The sequence below is a fragment of the Mycoplana dimorpha genome (assembly GCF_003046475.1).
Classification (GTDB): Bacteria; Pseudomonadota; Alphaproteobacteria; order Rhizobiales; family Rhizobiaceae; genus Mycoplana; species Mycoplana dimorpha.
In genome coordinates, this window is sequence record NZ_PZZZ01000002.1 from 175,989 (window position 1) to 190,308 (window position 14,320).

Consider the following 14,320-nt stretch of genomic DNA (forward strand, 5'->3'; position numbering starts at 1 on the left):
GCGACCGGTTCCCTCAGAAGCGCGTTCCGTCATCGCGGTAGTCCTGGATCGCCGTCGCCCGTCGCTCGGCGTCGATCGGCGTCATGCCGCGCGGGCCGACGAGATCCATCGGATTGGCGATCTGCGCGGCCAGGTTCGCCTGGGTGGCGCAGCCGAAATTGTAATACTGCCGGTTCTCGATCGTGTTGACTGCCAGATCCTCCGGCCACTGGCCGCAGGGGTTGGTCACGGCGGTGGTCGATACGAAGGCGAGCCGGATCGGGGCCGCGTCGCCCGAGCCGGCGGCTTGATAGCCCGTCTCGATGATGCGTCGGTTCGGCACACCCGCGTTCACCAGGGTCGCGCGGACATCCTTGCGCAGCACGGCGGCAGCCCCGGCATTCGCCGAACCCCTCGGCACCATGATCTGCACCGTTCCCTTCGATTTCGAGGCGTAGTCCTGGGCGAAGCCGCGAATGTTATCGCGCACCGACATGGTCAGCGCGCGGTCGCCGGAAGCGACCGGCACGTCCAGCACATGTTCGGCCTCGGTCAGCACGATCGGATGCCGGGTGCGGTAATCGTCGGGAATGGCCGCGGTCGTGACCGCATCCTTCGAGGCGCAGCCCGCCAGCAAGGCCGCCGAAAGGACGATTGCCGTCGGCAGCAGGCGGTTGAGGGACTGGCGGCGGAGCCTTTCGAGGCGGCCCTGGAAGCGTCTGGGTGCGGTCATGTCCTTGTCCCCGGTCACTTGTAGATGAAGCCGACGGCGCCGGCATAGTTGCCAACCGGCACGCCGGCTTCCCTGCGGCCATAGATTTCATTGACCCGACCGAGGAAGAAGCTCGCGGCATCGTTCGTCGGGTTGAAATTGTCGTCCGGGCGGTTGAGGGCGCTGCGGGCGACCGGGCGGACGAGATACGGCGTGGCGATGATGACCATTTCCGTCTCGTTGCGCACGAAATCCTTAGAGCGGAACAGCGTCCCGAAGATCGGGATCTTGGAGAGCCCCGGCAGGCCGGACATCGCCTGGCGGATGTCGTCCTTGACGAGACCGGCGATCACGATCGAGCCGCCCGAGGGCAGTTCGACGCTGGTGGAGGCCTGGCGGCGCCGGACGCCGAGCGCGGTTGCCCCGGGCACATTCAATTGCCCGAGCCAGGTGGCCGAACCTTCGAACGTCGGCTCGGAGACCTCGGTGTCCACCCTGAGGCTGATACGGCCGGCGGAAAGCACGACCGGCTTGAAGTTCAGGCGGATGCCGTAGTCGATCGTCTCATATTTGCGCTCGATCTCGGTCTTGCCGGACTTGTCGTCGTTCTTGATCGACTGCTCCTCGAGCAGCTTGAAGTCGCCGCCGACATAGAAGTTGGCCGACTCGCCGGATATTGCCGTAAGGCTCGGCTCGGCGAGCGTGCGCATGACGCCGGCCTGCTCCATGGCGCTCATGAAACTGGCGATCGCGGTGCCGCCGATCGTGCCGGACAGCGAGGCGTTGGCCGCCCAGTCGACGGCGCCGCCGAGATTGGTGGGGTTGCGGAAGGAGATGCCGCCGTCGTTGCCCTGCACCAAGCCGCTGAAGCCGAGCTGCTTGAGCACCTGGCGGCTGACCTCGGCAACGGTGATCTTCAGCGTGACCTGGTCCTCGCCGTCGATCTTCAGCATGTTGACGACCTGCGAGCGCTGGCGCTCCTCGCCGAAGATGGCGGCGTCGCCGTTGTTGCCCTGTGCCGTCACGGTTCGCGTCGTCGCCTCGCCGCCGGTGAGGAAGATATCGGCAAGCCGCGCCGCCTGCAGGGCATCCTGCGGCGTGCGCACCGTGCCGGTGAGCACGATGTTGTCCGAGATGATCTCGACTGAGATGTCCGAATCCGGAATGAAGCGGCGCAGATGCGCCTGGAGACCGGCGATGTCGCGCTCCACGGCGAGATCCAGGCTGACGATCTCCTCGCCGTTCGGACCGAAGATGAAGATGTTGGTCTGGCCGATCTGCTTGCCGAAGACATAGATGCGCCGCGAGGTGCGGGTGACGGCGTCGGCCTTTTCAGGATCGGCGACCAGAATGTCGTGAGCGTCGCTCGGCAGATCGATCACGATCGCCTTGTTGAGCCCGAGCTTCAATGCCCTGCGTGCTCCCGGGCCGGCCTGGGTGATTCGGATCACCGTGGAGGAGCTGGAGGCTGCCTGAGCGGCGGAGAAGGCGCTGGCACCGGTGACAACCGCCGCCGGGGTGCCAGAGAAGGCCAGGCAGAACGTCAACCCGCCGGCGACAGAGGCCCTAAATTTCTGACCGAATCCACGCACCTTGCGCCCCCGCATCATTGTTTGCCGGCGGACGAACCCGCCTTGACGATTTCGCCGGACTTGATGACCTGCACGATCGGGTTGCCGTCCCCGCCGCTAAGGAGATAGTCCGCGGCGCCGGTGTCCTGTTCCTGCGCGTCGGCGACGCTGCGCAACGCCAGCTGCAGGCGTTCGGCCATCTGCTGGGCGACGGTGATCACCTTGCTCTGGTCGGGTGTCAGCTCGAGCGTCGCCGTGGTGCCGACCACGCTCTTGGAGCCGTCGTCCTTCTCCTCGATCTGCTGGTCGATCGCGAGTACGCGGACATTGCTGAGGATGGTCTCGGTGAGCATGGCCGAATCGCTGTCGCCCTTGCGCACCATGATCACGTCGACCCGGTCGTTCGGCAGGATGAAACCGCCGGCGCCGGTGGCGACAGAAATCTCGGTCGACACCGCCCGCTTTCCGGCCGGAAGCAGCGACGACATGATCTTGCTGCTTGAATCGGCGATTTTCTCCTGGCGGATCGGCTCGCCGCTGAACATCGGCATGCGCACGACCGCGCCGTCGAGCTTCTCCATCGCATCGGGGCGGTTCCGGTCGGTGATGAAGCCGTCGACGACGCTATGTTCCGGCCAGGAACTCCAGCCGAGCGAGCTGGCGTTGATCCGGGCCCCGACCGGCAGGCTCTGCGTCGCCACCAGCACGTTGACGGTCGGCTCGCGCTCGACCACAGGCGCGCCCTGGGCAACCGATTTGCCGCGGGCGAGCTGCATGGCGAGGTAGCCTGCGCCGCCGGCCGACAGGACGGCCACTGCCAGAATGATCAATCGCGCCGGTTTCATGGTTGGCCCCTGGACGTGCAAGAATGCGTAGCGTCACGTTGACCACCAATTGGTGTATTTATGGTTAATGAGTTGCTTACGCTCGTGGTTAACGAATTCTGTGCGCGCACGCGGTGGGGGCGCGCCGACATACGCGCGAGGCGGTTGATCACGGTTTCAGTGAAGAGATGAGAGCGCGGCCTGCATCAGCGGGGAGGAGGGGTAGGCGGCAAAGGCCGCAAAACCGATGGCGATGCCATAAGGTACCTTTTTCGCCATGAGAATGTGAGCGGGAACCGGGACACCGGACGCTAGGATCGTATTCTCATTCCGGCGCAGCATCAGAATTGCAAGCGTCAGCACGCCACCAAAGACCGACACGTAAACGAGAAAGGTGACGAGCGAAGGCGTCAGCCCGAACCAGACGGCGCTCGCCGTCAGCACCTTGGCGTCACCGCCGCCCATGACGTTTGCCGCGAAGAGTGCAAAGCAGACGGCGAACACGACCAGGCCAGCCGCCAGGTGCAATCCAATGTCGGCGAGCGGGAGGCCGGCGATCGGCGCAACCAGAAGGAAGCTGGAAAGCAGAACCGCGGAGACGCGATTTGGGATGGTCATGGTGAACAAGTCAGAGAAGGCGGCGATCGCCAGGCACAACGGAAAGATGACGAAGATTGCAGCTACGGTCATTGCATCCTTCCGTTTCTGATTGTTGCTTCGCGGCGTGAATCGAGAATTGGGATGACTGCTTAAAAAACTAGAGCCGCTCAGGGGCGGCTCTAGTTTTTTCGTAAAAGTTGCAAGTTACTTGGCGGTATAGTCGATTTCCTTGGAGATTTCGCTGAACTGCTTATCGAGTGCGCCACCCAGAGCGGTCGCACCGGTGATCAGGGCAACGGAGATGAGGGCGGCGATCAGGCCGTATTCGATGGCGGTCGCGCCGGATTCGTCCTTGAGGAAGCGGGCGAAGATCTTGGTCATGGGAATTCTCCTAACTCCACGGTGTTGGTTCAGCACGTCCGACAACTGTTTGCCGTTGTTCGGATGACTGCAACCTACAGACGCCGCATTGCTGCCCGCTTAAGGAAGGCGGTTACCATTCTGTTAACGTTGGTTGCCAGATGTTGTGGTAAACAAAGGGCCAACACAGCGGATGATGGCGCAAAGCCGCAGTGGCCGGAATTGCAGGGCGGTGACCGTGCTTCCCAAGCGCCCAATCTCGGGACAAGCGTCGTGCCCTCCTTTTCACGCGAGCGACTCATGCCGGCCTGCGTTGCTGATTCGTCATCCGGCCAGGGGAGCCCAGCAATGGTGGCGCGAACTCGTTCTTCCCGTCTTAAGGCTTCATTCACCATTCCCGGCCATGCTGATTAGAGCGACAGCTTCAGGATATCGGGATGACGACCGTCGGAACACCTGCCTCCCCCATGACCGCGCTGGCCATCGGCATTCTGCTCATGCCATCGGTACTGGGCGCCGGCATGGCGCGTGCCGACGATAGCACGATGATGCGCGTCTACATGGATCACGCGCGCGTGCTCAAGCTCGACCGTCCGGTCAGCAAGGTGATCGTCGGCAATGCCGAGGTCGCCGACGCCACGGTCGCCGATGCGAAAACCATCGTGCTGACCGGCCGCAATTTCGGCACCACCAACCTCGTCCTGCTCGATGCCGACGGCAATGCGATCGTCGACGAGCGCATCCTAGTTTCCATCGACGAGGGCAACACGGTCCGTGTCTTCCGCCAGACGGAACGCTCGGTGCTCTCCTGCACGCCGATCTGCGAACAGCACGCCAAGCGCGCCACCGATACGGGCCCCTGACGGCCGGTCGAGTGGGCGATCGTGCGAAAGTGAGAAGCCGCTAAATTGCGGCGCTTCCCGCATACGAAAAATAAACGGTCTGCGAAGTAACCTTGCCGGGCGTCCTGTCTCGAGGGCGTGAAGCGGAAGGTGCATCGCTGCCATGAAGACAGTGAAGGATCACAAGCACGGGCGTTCCTGGTTCAGGCGCGTTCTCCGCGAACGGAGCGGTGCTGCGGCGCTGGAATTTGCAATTCTCGCACCGATGTTCTTCCTGATCGTCTTCGCCACCATCGAGACCTTCGTTGCCTATACCGCCGAGCAGATGCTGGTGAACGCCAACGAAGCCATGGCGCGCAGGGTCCGGATGGGCGAGATCACCTTCAACATGGGGCGCCCGACCGACATGAACGAAGCGCAGTTTCGCGCTGCGTTCTGCGCCGAACTGACCGTTCTTCTCTCCTGCTCGTCGACCGAACCGACAAAACCGTCGCGCCTTTATCTCGACGTCCGCAGCGCCGCTTCCTTCAGCGCCCTGCCGGCGAACACGATTCCGCGCATCGGCAACTCGAAGACGGGCCCGCTCGACACCAGTGCCTTCCGCTTCTCGCCCGGCGGCAAGAGCTCGATCAACGTCGTCCGCGCCTATTACCGCTGGCCGGTGATCGTGGACTACCTCCGGCCGATACTTGCCAATCTGCAGTCCGCCGACGGGTCGCTGCAGGACCACCTCATTGTGGCCGCGGCCGTTATTCAGAGCGAGGACTTCAAATGACGAAGCAGCGCAACGAAGGCAGGCATCGTATTTCCGGCATAACCGGCATTGGCGCGCAGTTGCGGCGCCTCTTCGGTGCGCGCGAGGGCGCCGGCGCCGTCGAGTTCGCCATCGTCGCGCCCCTGCTGATCGTCGGTTATCTCGGCGCCTACGAGATTTCGGTCGCCTGGTCGTTCGCAAACAAGGTCGGCCGCTCCGCAGCCACCATCGCCGACGCGATCGCACGCAGGACCAACGTCACCGGTGCGGTCATGGACGACATGACGAAGATTGCCTCCAACATCATGGCACCGTACACGGCCGACAATTACCGGTTGAAGATCACCGGCATCCAGGTGGACAAGGACGGCAACGCCACCGTCGCCTGGTCGCGCGACGAGCAGCGGGCTGCGCCCTATGTCAAGGGCAGCCCCGTGTCGCTGCCGGCGGCGATGCGCGAACCCGAGACCTTCATCGTCAGGGCCGAGCTGTCGCTGCCCTATAGAATATTGACGCTTATCCCCGGCGCCGACGCATCGGGAGAACGGATCTTCATCGACCGCACGAACTTCAGTCTGGAGCGACAGGGCAAGTCGATCACCTGCTCCGACTGTGGCTGACGGCCCCGATCTTCGCCACGTGTGCGACCGGCCCGCGGGCTGTGCGGCGACGATTCCGCTTGAGCGGACGTGCTTTTCCGTGTCATTTCCGAAATCCGCTGCTGCGCCCGCGTTGCATTACGGCGCGTGATCGTCCCGGCGGGCGAACCGGTTGTGGCGGCAGGATCGGCAGGTAACGGATGCCCAGAGCGTTTCTTTTCGTACTTGATTCCTTCGGCATCGGCGGTGCGCCCGACGCAGCCGCCTTCGGCGACGACGGTGCCGACACGCTCGGGCACATCGCGGAATTCTGCGCCGCCGGAGCCGCCGATCGGGCCGGCCTGCGCCACGGCCCTCTGAAACTACCCAACATGTCCGCGCTCGGCCTGGTGCACGCCGCCCGCGCTTCGACCGGCCGCTTTCCCGCTGGCATGGAAGTCCCTGCCCGGGTGTTCGGTCACCATGGCGCAGCGAGCGAGGTCTCGCATGGCAAGGACACGCCGTCCGGCCACTGGGAGATCGCCGGAACGCCGGTCATGTTCGACTGGGGCTATTTTCCCGCCGAGGGCGACGCCTTCCCGTCGGACCTGGTCGCCGCCATCTGCGACATCGGCAGGGTGCCGGGCATACTCGGCAACTGCCATGCCTCCGGCACCGACATCCTCGCCCGCTGCGGCGAGGAGCACATCCGCACCGGCAAGCCGATCTGCTACACCTCTTCCGATTCCGTCTTCCAGATCGCCGCGCACGAGAACCATTTCGGCCTGGACCGGCTGCTTGCCTTCTGCCAGGCGGTGCGGCTCATCCTCGACGAATGGCCGGGCGGCCGTATCGGCCGCGTGATCGCGCGGCCGTTTGTCGGCGAGACGGCGGCGAGCTTCGAGCGGACCGGCAACCGCCGCGACTTTTCCGTCCCGCCGCCCGAGCCGACGCTGCTCGACAGGTTGACGGAGGCCGGCCGCACCGTGCACGCGGTTGGCAAGATCGGCGACATCTTCGCCCACAAGGGCATCGGCCGGCTGACCAAGGCCAACGGCAACATGGCGCTGTTCGACGCGACCCTGCAGGCAATGGACGAAGCCAAGGACGGCGACCTGGTCTTCACCAACTTCGTCGATTTCGACATGCTCTACGGCCATCGCCGCGACGTCGCCGGCTACGCCGCAGCGCTCGAGGCCTTTGACCGGCGCCTGCCCGAAGTGGATCGCAAGCTGCATGCCGGCGATCTCGTGATCCTCACCGCCGATCACGGTTGCGATCCGACCTGGCGGGGCACGGACCATACGCGCGAGCGGGTTCCGGTCATGAGCTTCGGCCCCGGCATCCGCTCGCGCCTGCTCGACACCCGCACGACCCTCGCCGATATCGGCGAGACGATCGCCAGGCACCTCGGCATTGCGCCCGGCCCGCACGGAAGAAGCTTTCTGTGACCGCGAACCTGAAAAAGGCCGAGCTGCATTGCCACCTAGAAGGGGCGGTGCCACCCGCGCTCACCCTGTCGCAGGCCAGAAAGTACAACGTCGATACCGATGCCTTCCTGCGCGACGGCACCTATGTCTGGCACGACTTCACCAGCTTCCTCGCAGCCTATGACGCCGTCGCAGCCCTGTTTCGGAGCGAGGACGACTATGCGCTCCTGACCGAGACCTATCTCGACGAACTGGCCGCGGCCGGCGCGATCTACAGCGAGCTCTTCGTCTCTCCCGATCACGCCGAGACGGTCGGGCTCGGTGCCGACCGCTACATGGCCGGCATCGGACGCGGCATCGAGGCGGCGAGGGCGCGCACCGGCATCGAGTGCCGAATGGTGGTGGTCGGTCTCCGGCACCGCGGCCCGGAGCGCGTCGAATGGGCGGCGCGCTATGCCGCCAGCTGCGGGAACCCGTTTGTGACCGGCTTCAACATGGCGGGCGAGGAACGGGTCGGCGCCGTCGCCGACTACGCCCGCGCCTTCGCGATCGCCCGCGACGCCGGCCTTAGCATCACCGTTCACGCAGGTGAACTTTGCGGTGCCTCCAGCGTGCGCGACGCCCTCGACATCCTCCGTCCCGCCCGCATCGGCCACGGCGTGCGGGCGATCGAGGACGCCGAGCTCGTGGCGCGGCTGGCCGGGGACGGCATCGTGCTGGAAGTCTGCCCAGGCTCGAATATCGCCCTCGGGGTCTTTGCGGACCTTACCGCTCCCCCGCTGCGCCGGCTTCATGCAGCCGGCGTGAAGGTTACGCTGAACTCCGACGATCCACCGTTCTTCGGGACCTCGCTGCAACGCGAGTACGAAACGGCGTCCCGGGTGATGGGGTTCACCGATGCCGAACTGAACGAGATGACGCGAACGGCAATAGAGGCAGCGTTCGTCGACGAGAGGACCCGCGCGGATCTGCTCGCACGGCTCTGACGACGACACTGCCCGAGCCCGGCCGGCCAGCATGGCTCGGCTTGCGGTGCCCGGCCGGGGATGAAACGCTGCCGCCGCCGGCAATCCCTTGCAGCAGGCCGTGGGATCGTGGAAAAAGAGTTGGGGTTCAACACCAAGAAACGGAAGGTTTGTCCATGGACGGCGTCACAGTCATCGATCACCCGCTCGTGCAGCACAAGCTGACCATCATGCGCAAGAAGGAGACCTCGACCGGCAGCTTCCGCCGGCTCCTGCGCGAGATTTCGACGCTGCTCTGCTATGAGGTGACCCGCGATCTGGAACTGACGACCGAGCGCATCGAGACGCCGCTGCAGGTGATCGACGCGCCGATCCTCGAGGGCAAGAAACTGGTCTTCGCCTCGATCCTGCGCGCCGGCAACGGCCTGCTGGAGGGCATGCTCGAACTGGTTCCCTCCGCCCGCGTCTCGCATATCGGCGTCTACCGCGACCATGAAACGCTCGAGGCTGTCGAATACTTCTTCAAGGCGCCGGATCTTTTGGGCGAACGCCTGGTCATCGTCGTTGACCCGATGCTGGCGACCGGCAACTCGGCGATTGCGGCGATCGAAAAGCTGAAGGAGCGCGGCGCAACCAACATCCGCTTCCTCTGCCTGCTGGCCGCCCCCGAGGGCATCCGGAACTTCCGGACGGCGCATCCGGATGTGAAGATCTATACCGCGTCGATCGACAGTCACCTGAACGAGAAGGGCTACATCATGCCCGGCCTCGGCGATGCCGGCGACCGCATGTACGGCACCAAGTAGGCGATCTTAACGGACCGTTAGCCACTGCGTCGATTCGCTGTGGCAATAAAGAGCGGGCGGGACGGATTTTTCCGTTCCATCAACCGGACTGTGGTGTGGTCTGGGCGCTTCCTTGAAGGAGATGCCCATGCTCGCCCGCAGTCTGTTCGTGGTCGCCGCCGTCGCCGTCGCCGCGGTCTTCGCACCCGGCCTTACCGGCACCTTCCTTGCGACCGCGCCTGAAACCAAAAAGAGCGCCACTGTTGAGCAACCGCAACCGGTTTCGACGGCTCGCTACACCGGCAATCGCGGGGTGGTGCTCGAGGCGGACGGCACCGGTCATTTCTCCGGCCAGTTCACCATCAACGGTCGCAAGGAAAAGGGCATGGTCGACACCGGCGCCAGCATGGTGGCGATCAATGTTTCAACCGCCGCACGGCTCGGCATGGCCCGCAATGACCTTGATTTCCGCTATGCGGTCGACACCGCCAACGGCAAGACGCGGGCGGCCTATGTCCGCCTCGACAGCGTCGTGATCGGCTCCATCAGCGTCCCAAACGTCGGGGCCATGGTGCTGGAGGACAAGGCGCTTTCCGGAACGCTGATCGGCATGACCTTCCTGAAAGGCCTCAAGTCCTATCAGGTCGACGGCAATCGGATGCGGCTCATGCGCTGATTCTGTCGATGATCGGACTTTCCGGTACCGGTGCAGTATTGGCGATCGTATAAAGGCTGCGCAGGCGCAGGACGCCCGCCTGGGCCTCGTCCAGCGTCCGAGCGTGGACCCGGCCGATCTCGTCGCCCCTTTCGACCCAGGTGCCGAGGGGGCGAAGCCGGTCGAAGCCGACGCGATGGTCAATGGGCTGGTCCGGTGTTGTCCGGCCGCCGCCGAGCTCGATCATTGCCATGCCGATACCGCGCGTATCGCAGGCGACGAGATAGCCCGTGTGGTCCAGCGTGACCGGCAAGATGACCGGCGCCCTGACGAGCGTCGAACCGGGATCGTCGAGCAGGTTGCCCGGACCGCCGAGCAGAAGGACCATGCGCGAGAATGCCTCCGCGGCGCTGCCGTTCGAAAGCGCGCGCTCCGCCCTGGCATGCCCGGCGGCGGCATCCGGCTCGATTCCCGCGGCGACCAGCATCTCCGCAGCCAGCGCCAGCACGACTCGTTCGAGCCGCGTGCCCGCCTTCTCGCCCTTCAGGAACGCGATGCAGTTCTCGACCTCCACGACATTGCCGACCGCGTCAGCGAGCGGCTGGTTCATGTCGGTGATCAGTGCGGTGGTGGGCAGCCCTGCGCCATTGGCGACCTCAACGAGGGCGCGGGCAAGACGTTCGGCGTCGGGGCGGCTCGTCATGAACGCGCCATTGCCGAGCTTGACGTCCAGCACCAGCGACTGCAGCCCGGCCGCCAGCTTCTTCGACAGGATCGACGCGGTGATCAGTGGCGCCGAGTCGACGGTCGCGGTGACGTCGCGGATTGCATAGAGCCGCCGGTCTGCCGGCGCCAGATCGGCGCTCTGGCCGACGATCGCACAGCCGGCTTCCTTGACGGCGCGCCGGAACAGCGAGGCAGGCGGGTTGATCGTATAGCCGGGGATGGATTCCAGCTTGTCGAGCGTGCCCCCGGTGTGCCCGAGACCGCGGCCCGAGATCATCGGCACCGCCAGTCCGCACGCCGCGGCGAGCGGTGCCAGCATCAGCGAGACGTTGTCGCCGACGCCGCCCGTCGAATGCTTGTCGGCGACGGGGCGATCAAGGTCACGCCAGTCCAGTACCTCGCCGGAATCGCGCATCGCCTGCGTCAGCGCCACGGTCTCGCGCGCGTCCATGCCGCGAAACCAGACGGCCATGGCGAAGGCTGCGACCTGTCCCTCGCTGGCGCTGCCGTCGGTCAGCGCCGCGATGAAAGCCGAAATCTCATTCGACGTTAGCTCCTCACCATCGCGTTTGCGCCGGATGATTTCCTGCGGCAGCATCGTCAATAGGCCGCGCTCGAGCCGCCGGAGCCGCGGCCGTCGAGCACCGCGAGAATGTCGCCCAGAAGACCGGAGGCGCCGAATCGGAAGGTGGAGGGAATCGCCCAGTCCGGCCCGTGGATGGTCGCGGCAAGCCTGAGGTGGAGGGCGGCGTCTCCGACCGTGCGCACGCCGCCGGCCGGCTTGAAGCCGACCTTGCGCCCGCTCTCGCGGATGGCATTCAGCATGATGTCGGCGGCTTCCAGCGTGGCGTTGACCGCGACCTTGCCGGTCGAGGTCTTGATGAAATCGGCGCCGGAGGCGATCGCCAGGTGCGAGGCGTTGCGGACCAGGTCGGGGTTCTTCAGTTCGCCGGTTTCGAGGATCGTCTTCAGCAGCACCGGCGGTGCGCAGACCTCGCGTACGGCGCGGATCATCTGCCGCACCGCCGCCTCGTCGCCTGCCATCAGCGCCCGGTATGGGATGACCAGGTCGATCTCGTCGGCGCCATCGGCGATGGCCTGCCGGGTTTCGGCAACGACGTCGTCGACCGGCAGGTCGCCGGACGGAAAATTGACGACGGTCGCGATCCGGATCGGGCTGTTCTCACCCAGCAACGCACGCGCCTGCTTTACGAAGCGTGGCCAGATGCAGATCGCGGCGGTGTGCCCATGCCGCGTGGCCGCCTGCCGGCACAGCCGCTCGATGGCGGCCTCGTCGCAATTCTCGGTCAGGTCGGTCAGGTCGAGGAGCGACAGGGCCTTCGCGGCGGTCTGCCGGGGCGTCGTTTCATTCATCGTCCGTGCCTCCGGCCGCTATCATCTCGGCGATGATGGCGGCGAGCCGCGCCCCGCCGATCGGCGCCATGTCCTTGGTTTCGTGATGGCTGAGTTCGGCGCCGGTCATGCCCGCCCCGTAATTGGTAATGACGGAAGCGGCCGCCACCTTCAGCCCGAGGTAGCGGGCGATCAGCACCTCCGGCACGGTCGACATGCCGACCGCGTCGGCACCCAGGATGCGTGCCATCCGGATCTCGGCTGGTGTCTCGAAGCTCGGCCCCGAGAACCACATGTAGACGCCCTGGTGCAGCGGCGTTGCCGTCTTCTGCGCCGCCGCCTCCATCCGGTCCGCCAGGCCGGCATCATAGGCATTCGTCATGCCGACGAAGCGATCGTCGCCCTCGATGCCGATCAGCGGATTGGCGCCGGAAAAATTGATGTGGTCCGAAATCCGCATCACCGATCCCGGCGGCATGTCCTCGCGCAGCGAGCCCGCCGAGTTCGTCAGGATCAGCGAGCGCACGCCGAGGCCCTTGAGCACCTCGATCGGTCCGCGCATGGCATTGGCGTCGCCCTGCTCGTAGTAGTGGACGCGACCCGAAAGCAGAATGACCGGGACGCCGTTCAAAAGGCCGATGACCAGTTCGCCGGCATGGCCGGAGACGGAGCTTGCGGGGAAGCTCGGCAGTTCCGAATAGGGGATGCGCACGGCGCCTTCGACCGCCTCGACCAGCGAGCCAAGCCCGGAGCCGAGCACGATGCCGTATCGCGGCGAAAGCCCCCCGAGCCTCGGGGCGAGATGGTCGACGGCGGCCTTCATCCGATCACCTCCGTGGCGAAGCTGTGGGGCAAAAGCTCGTCCATCGTCATGGTCTTCTTCACGCCGGTCTCGTCGCACAGATAGATGCGCGTCGAAGGCGATGCGAACTCGGCGATCTTCTGCCGGCAGCCGCCGCAGGGCGAGCAGAGCGGCAGCTTCTCGGCGATGACAGCCATTTCGACGATCTTCTTAGCGCCGGCCATGATCATGTGGCTGATCGCGGTCGGCTCGGCGCACCACCCTTGCGGGAACGAGATGTTCTCGATGTTGGCGCCGGAATAGATCCTGCCGTCCTCGGCGCGGATGGCCGCGCCGACCGGGAACTTCGAGTAGGGCGCATAGGCAAATCCCATGGCACCGCGCGCCGCTTCGAACAGGTCATGCGACATTCTCAACGCTCCTTCACATAGGGCACGCCACCGGCCTTGGGCGGGATCGCCTTGCCGATGAAGCCGGCGAGCAGGATGACGGTGAGGATATAGGGCAGGGCCTGCATCAATTGTACGGGCACCTTGCCGACGAGCGGCAGCGGCGTTCCCTGGTAGCGTATCGCGAAGGCGTCAAGGAAGCCGAACAGCAGGCAGGCGAACATCACCGGGACCGGACGCCACTTGGCGAAGATCAGCGCCGCAAGCGCGATATACCCCTTGCCGGCCGTCATGCCCTTGGTCCAGCCGGCATTGGCGGCGAGCGACAGGTAGGCGCCGGCGACGCCGCAGAGAATGCCGCAGCAGATCACGCCGCGATAGCGCATCCACACGACGGAAATGCCGGCGGTGTCGACGGCGCCGGGGTTCTCGCCGACCGCGCGCAGGCGCAGGCCGAAGCGGGTGCGATAGAGGATCCACCAGGTGACCGGCACCATGAGAAACGCGAAATAGGTCAGCGCCGCATGGCCGGAGATCAGGTCGGCATAGATCGGGCCGATGAGCGGCACGCCGCGGAGCGCCTCGGCGAAGGGCAGGTCGATCTCCTGGAAACGGGCCGCTTCGGCCAGCGCCGGCGTGCGGCCGCCTTGCCTGAACCAGGCTTCGCCGAGGATGACGGTGGAGCCGGCCACGATGAAATTGATGGCAACGCCCGAGACGATCTGATTGCCGCGCTGGGTGATTGAGGCGTAGCCATGAACGAGCGAAAGCAGGATCGACACGACCACGGCCGCCAGCAGCCCGGCCATTGCCGATTGCGCGATGAAGGCGACGGTGCCGGCGGCAAAGGCACCGCCGAGCATCTTGCCCTCGAGACCGATGTCGAAAACGCCGGCGCGCTCAGTGAAGAGGCCGGCGAGGGCGGCAAGTATCAGCGGCGTCGAGAGGCGGATGGTCGACTGGGCAAGTTCAAGGAAGAGCTGGAGGAAATCCAT

Annotated in this window: 17 protein-coding genes; 7 read left to right on the forward strand and 10 right to left on the reverse strand. The window is 65.3% G+C overall.

The features are described 5' to 3' along the window. Positions 1-13: 13 nt before the first annotated feature. From C7449_RS04380 to C7449_RS04400, 5 genes are all read right to left on the reverse strand, one after another. The gene (locus tag C7449_RS04380; protein ID WP_108001576.1) at positions 14-712 is read right to left on the reverse strand and encodes a CpaD family pilus assembly protein; all 699 of its coding nucleotides are present in this window, start codon (positions 710-712) and stop codon (positions 14-16) included. A gap of 14 nt (positions 713-726) precedes the next feature. Further along, complete coding sequence (locus tag C7449_RS04385; protein ID WP_170115795.1) at positions 727-2,283, reverse strand: type II and III secretion system protein family protein; 1,557 nt, start codon at positions 2,281-2,283, stop codon at positions 727-729. 14 nt (positions 2,284-2,297) lie between these two features. Further along, positions 2,298-3,107 (reverse strand): Flp pilus assembly protein CpaB, encoded by an 810-nt coding sequence (gene cpaB / locus C7449_RS04390; RefSeq protein WP_108001578.1) that lies wholly within the window; start codon positions 3,105-3,107, stop codon positions 2,298-2,300. 156 nt (positions 3,108-3,263) lie between these two features. After that, the gene (locus tag C7449_RS04395; protein WP_108001579.1) at positions 3,264-3,776 is read right to left on the reverse strand and encodes an A24 family peptidase; all 513 of its coding nucleotides are present in this window, start codon (positions 3,774-3,776) and stop codon (positions 3,264-3,266) included. A 114-nt stretch (positions 3,777-3,890) separates the two neighbouring features. Then, the gene (locus tag C7449_RS04400) at positions 3,891-4,067 is read right to left on the reverse strand and encodes a Flp family type IVb pilin (protein ID WP_108001580.1); all 177 of its coding nucleotides are present in this window, start codon (positions 4,065-4,067) and stop codon (positions 3,891-3,893) included. Between the two features lie 476 nt (positions 4,068-4,543). Between C7449_RS04400 and C7449_RS04405 the strand changes: the two genes are divergently transcribed. The 7 genes from C7449_RS04405 (at position 4,544) to C7449_RS04435 (ending at position 10,076) form a co-directional block, all read left to right on the forward strand. Next, complete coding sequence (locus C7449_RS04405; protein ID WP_245414303.1) at positions 4,544-4,909, forward strand: pilus assembly protein N-terminal domain-containing protein; 366 nt, start codon at positions 4,544-4,546, stop codon at positions 4,907-4,909. Positions 4,910-5,051: 142 nt separating this feature from the next. Further along, the gene (locus C7449_RS04410; protein WP_108001582.1) at positions 5,052-5,663 is read left to right on the forward strand and encodes a TadE/TadG family type IV pilus assembly protein; all 612 of its coding nucleotides are present in this window, start codon (positions 5,052-5,054) and stop codon (positions 5,661-5,663) included. Then, positions 5,660-6,262 (forward strand): TadE/TadG family type IV pilus assembly protein, encoded by a 603-nt coding sequence (locus C7449_RS04415; protein WP_108001583.1) that lies wholly within the window; start codon positions 5,660-5,662, stop codon positions 6,260-6,262. Before C7449_RS04410 ends, C7449_RS04415 begins: the two co-directional genes overlap by 4 nt. A gap of 179 nt (positions 6,263-6,441) precedes the next feature. Further along, positions 6,442-7,671, forward strand: coding sequence for a phosphopentomutase (locus C7449_RS04420; protein WP_108001584.1), 1,230 nt, complete (start codon positions 6,442-6,444; stop codon positions 7,669-7,671). Next, positions 7,668-8,636 (forward strand): adenosine deaminase, encoded by a 969-nt coding sequence (locus tag C7449_RS04425; protein ID WP_108001585.1) that lies wholly within the window; start codon positions 7,668-7,670, stop codon positions 8,634-8,636. The genes C7449_RS04420 and C7449_RS04425 overlap by 4 nt, the downstream gene beginning before the upstream one ends. 155 nt (positions 8,637-8,791) lie before the next feature. Next, positions 8,792-9,421, forward strand: a complete 630-nt coding sequence (upp, locus tag C7449_RS04430) for a uracil phosphoribosyltransferase (protein WP_108001586.1) — start codon at positions 8,792-8,794, stop codon at positions 9,419-9,421. Between the two features lie 127 nt (positions 9,422-9,548). Further along, positions 9,549-10,076 (forward strand): TIGR02281 family clan AA aspartic protease, encoded by a 528-nt coding sequence (locus tag C7449_RS04435; RefSeq protein WP_108001587.1) that lies wholly within the window; start codon positions 9,549-9,551, stop codon positions 10,074-10,076. On the opposite strand, the gene deoA is transcribed toward C7449_RS04435, so the two are convergent. From deoA to C7449_RS04460, 5 genes are read right to left on the reverse strand one after another with little or no spacing between them, the layout of a single operon-like run. Next, positions 10,066-11,385 carry a thymidine phosphorylase gene (gene deoA / locus C7449_RS04440; protein ID WP_108001588.1) on the reverse strand — a complete coding sequence of 440 codons (1,320 nt, stop codon included), beginning with the start codon at positions 11,383-11,385 and terminating at the stop codon, positions 10,066-10,068. The two genes, C7449_RS04435 and deoA, sit on opposite strands and share 11 nt — an antisense overlap. Next, positions 11,382-12,155 (reverse strand): deoxyribose-phosphate aldolase, encoded by a 774-nt coding sequence (deoC, locus tag C7449_RS04445; RefSeq protein WP_108001589.1) that lies wholly within the window; start codon positions 12,153-12,155, stop codon positions 11,382-11,384. Before deoC ends, deoA begins: the two co-directional genes overlap by 4 nt. Continuing rightward, positions 12,148-12,957 (reverse strand): purine-nucleoside phosphorylase, encoded by an 810-nt coding sequence (locus C7449_RS04450; RefSeq protein WP_108001590.1) that lies wholly within the window; start codon positions 12,955-12,957, stop codon positions 12,148-12,150. Before C7449_RS04450 ends, deoC begins: the two co-directional genes overlap by 8 nt. Continuing rightward, complete coding sequence (locus C7449_RS04455) at positions 12,954-13,346, reverse strand: cytidine deaminase (protein ID WP_108001591.1); 393 nt, start codon at positions 13,344-13,346, stop codon at positions 12,954-12,956. The genes C7449_RS04450 and C7449_RS04455 overlap by 4 nt, the downstream gene beginning before the upstream one ends. A 2-nt stretch (positions 13,347-13,348) precedes the next feature. After that, positions 13,349-14,320, reverse strand: a complete 972-nt coding sequence (locus tag C7449_RS04460; RefSeq protein ID WP_108001592.1) for an ABC transporter permease — start codon at positions 14,318-14,320, stop codon at positions 13,349-13,351.

What these genes read in the sequence shown, in the direction of transcription:
- C7449_RS04380 (WP_108001576.1), bottom strand. Translation starts at nt 712, where the DNA reads ATGACCGCACCCAGACGCTTCCAGGGCCGCCTCGAAAGGCTCCGCCGC.
- cpaB (WP_108001578.1), bottom strand. Translation starts at nt 3,107, where the DNA reads ATGAAACCGGCGCGATTGATCATTCTGGCAGTGGCCGTCCTGTCGGCC.
- C7449_RS04395 (WP_108001579.1), bottom strand. Translation starts at nt 3,776, where the DNA reads ATGACCGTAGCTGCAATCTTCGTCATCTTTCCGTTGTGCCTGGCGATC.
- C7449_RS04400 (WP_108001580.1), bottom strand. Translation starts at nt 4,067, where the DNA reads ATGACCAAGATCTTCGCCCGCTTCCTCAAGGACGAATCCGGCGCGACC.
- C7449_RS04405 (WP_245414303.1), top strand. Translation starts at nt 4,544, where the DNA reads ATGCCATCGGTACTGGGCGCCGGCATGGCGCGTGCCGACGATAGCACG.
- C7449_RS04410 (WP_108001582.1), top strand. Translation starts at nt 5,052, where the DNA reads ATGAAGACAGTGAAGGATCACAAGCACGGGCGTTCCTGGTTCAGGCGC.
- C7449_RS04415 (WP_108001583.1), top strand. Translation starts at nt 5,660, where the DNA reads ATGACGAAGCAGCGCAACGAAGGCAGGCATCGTATTTCCGGCATAACC.
- C7449_RS04420 (WP_108001584.1), top strand. Translation starts at nt 6,442, where the DNA reads ATGCCCAGAGCGTTTCTTTTCGTACTTGATTCCTTCGGCATCGGCGGT.
- upp (WP_108001586.1), top strand. Translation starts at nt 8,792, where the DNA reads ATGGACGGCGTCACAGTCATCGATCACCCGCTCGTGCAGCACAAGCTG.
- C7449_RS04435 (WP_108001587.1), top strand. Translation starts at nt 9,549, where the DNA reads ATGCTCGCCCGCAGTCTGTTCGTGGTCGCCGCCGTCGCCGTCGCCGCG.
- deoC (WP_108001589.1), bottom strand. Translation starts at nt 12,155, where the DNA reads ATGAATGAAACGACGCCCCGGCAGACCGCCGCGAAGGCCCTGTCGCTC.
- C7449_RS04450 (WP_108001590.1), bottom strand. Translation starts at nt 12,957, where the DNA reads ATGAAGGCCGCCGTCGACCATCTCGCCCCGAGGCTCGGGGGGCTTTCG.
- C7449_RS04455 (WP_108001591.1), bottom strand. Translation starts at nt 13,346, where the DNA reads ATGTCGCATGACCTGTTCGAAGCGGCGCGCGGTGCCATGGGATTTGCC.
- C7449_RS04460 (WP_108001592.1), bottom strand. Translation starts at nt 14,320, where the DNA reads ATGGATTTCCTCCAGCTCTTCCTTGAACTTGCCCAGTCGACCATCCGC.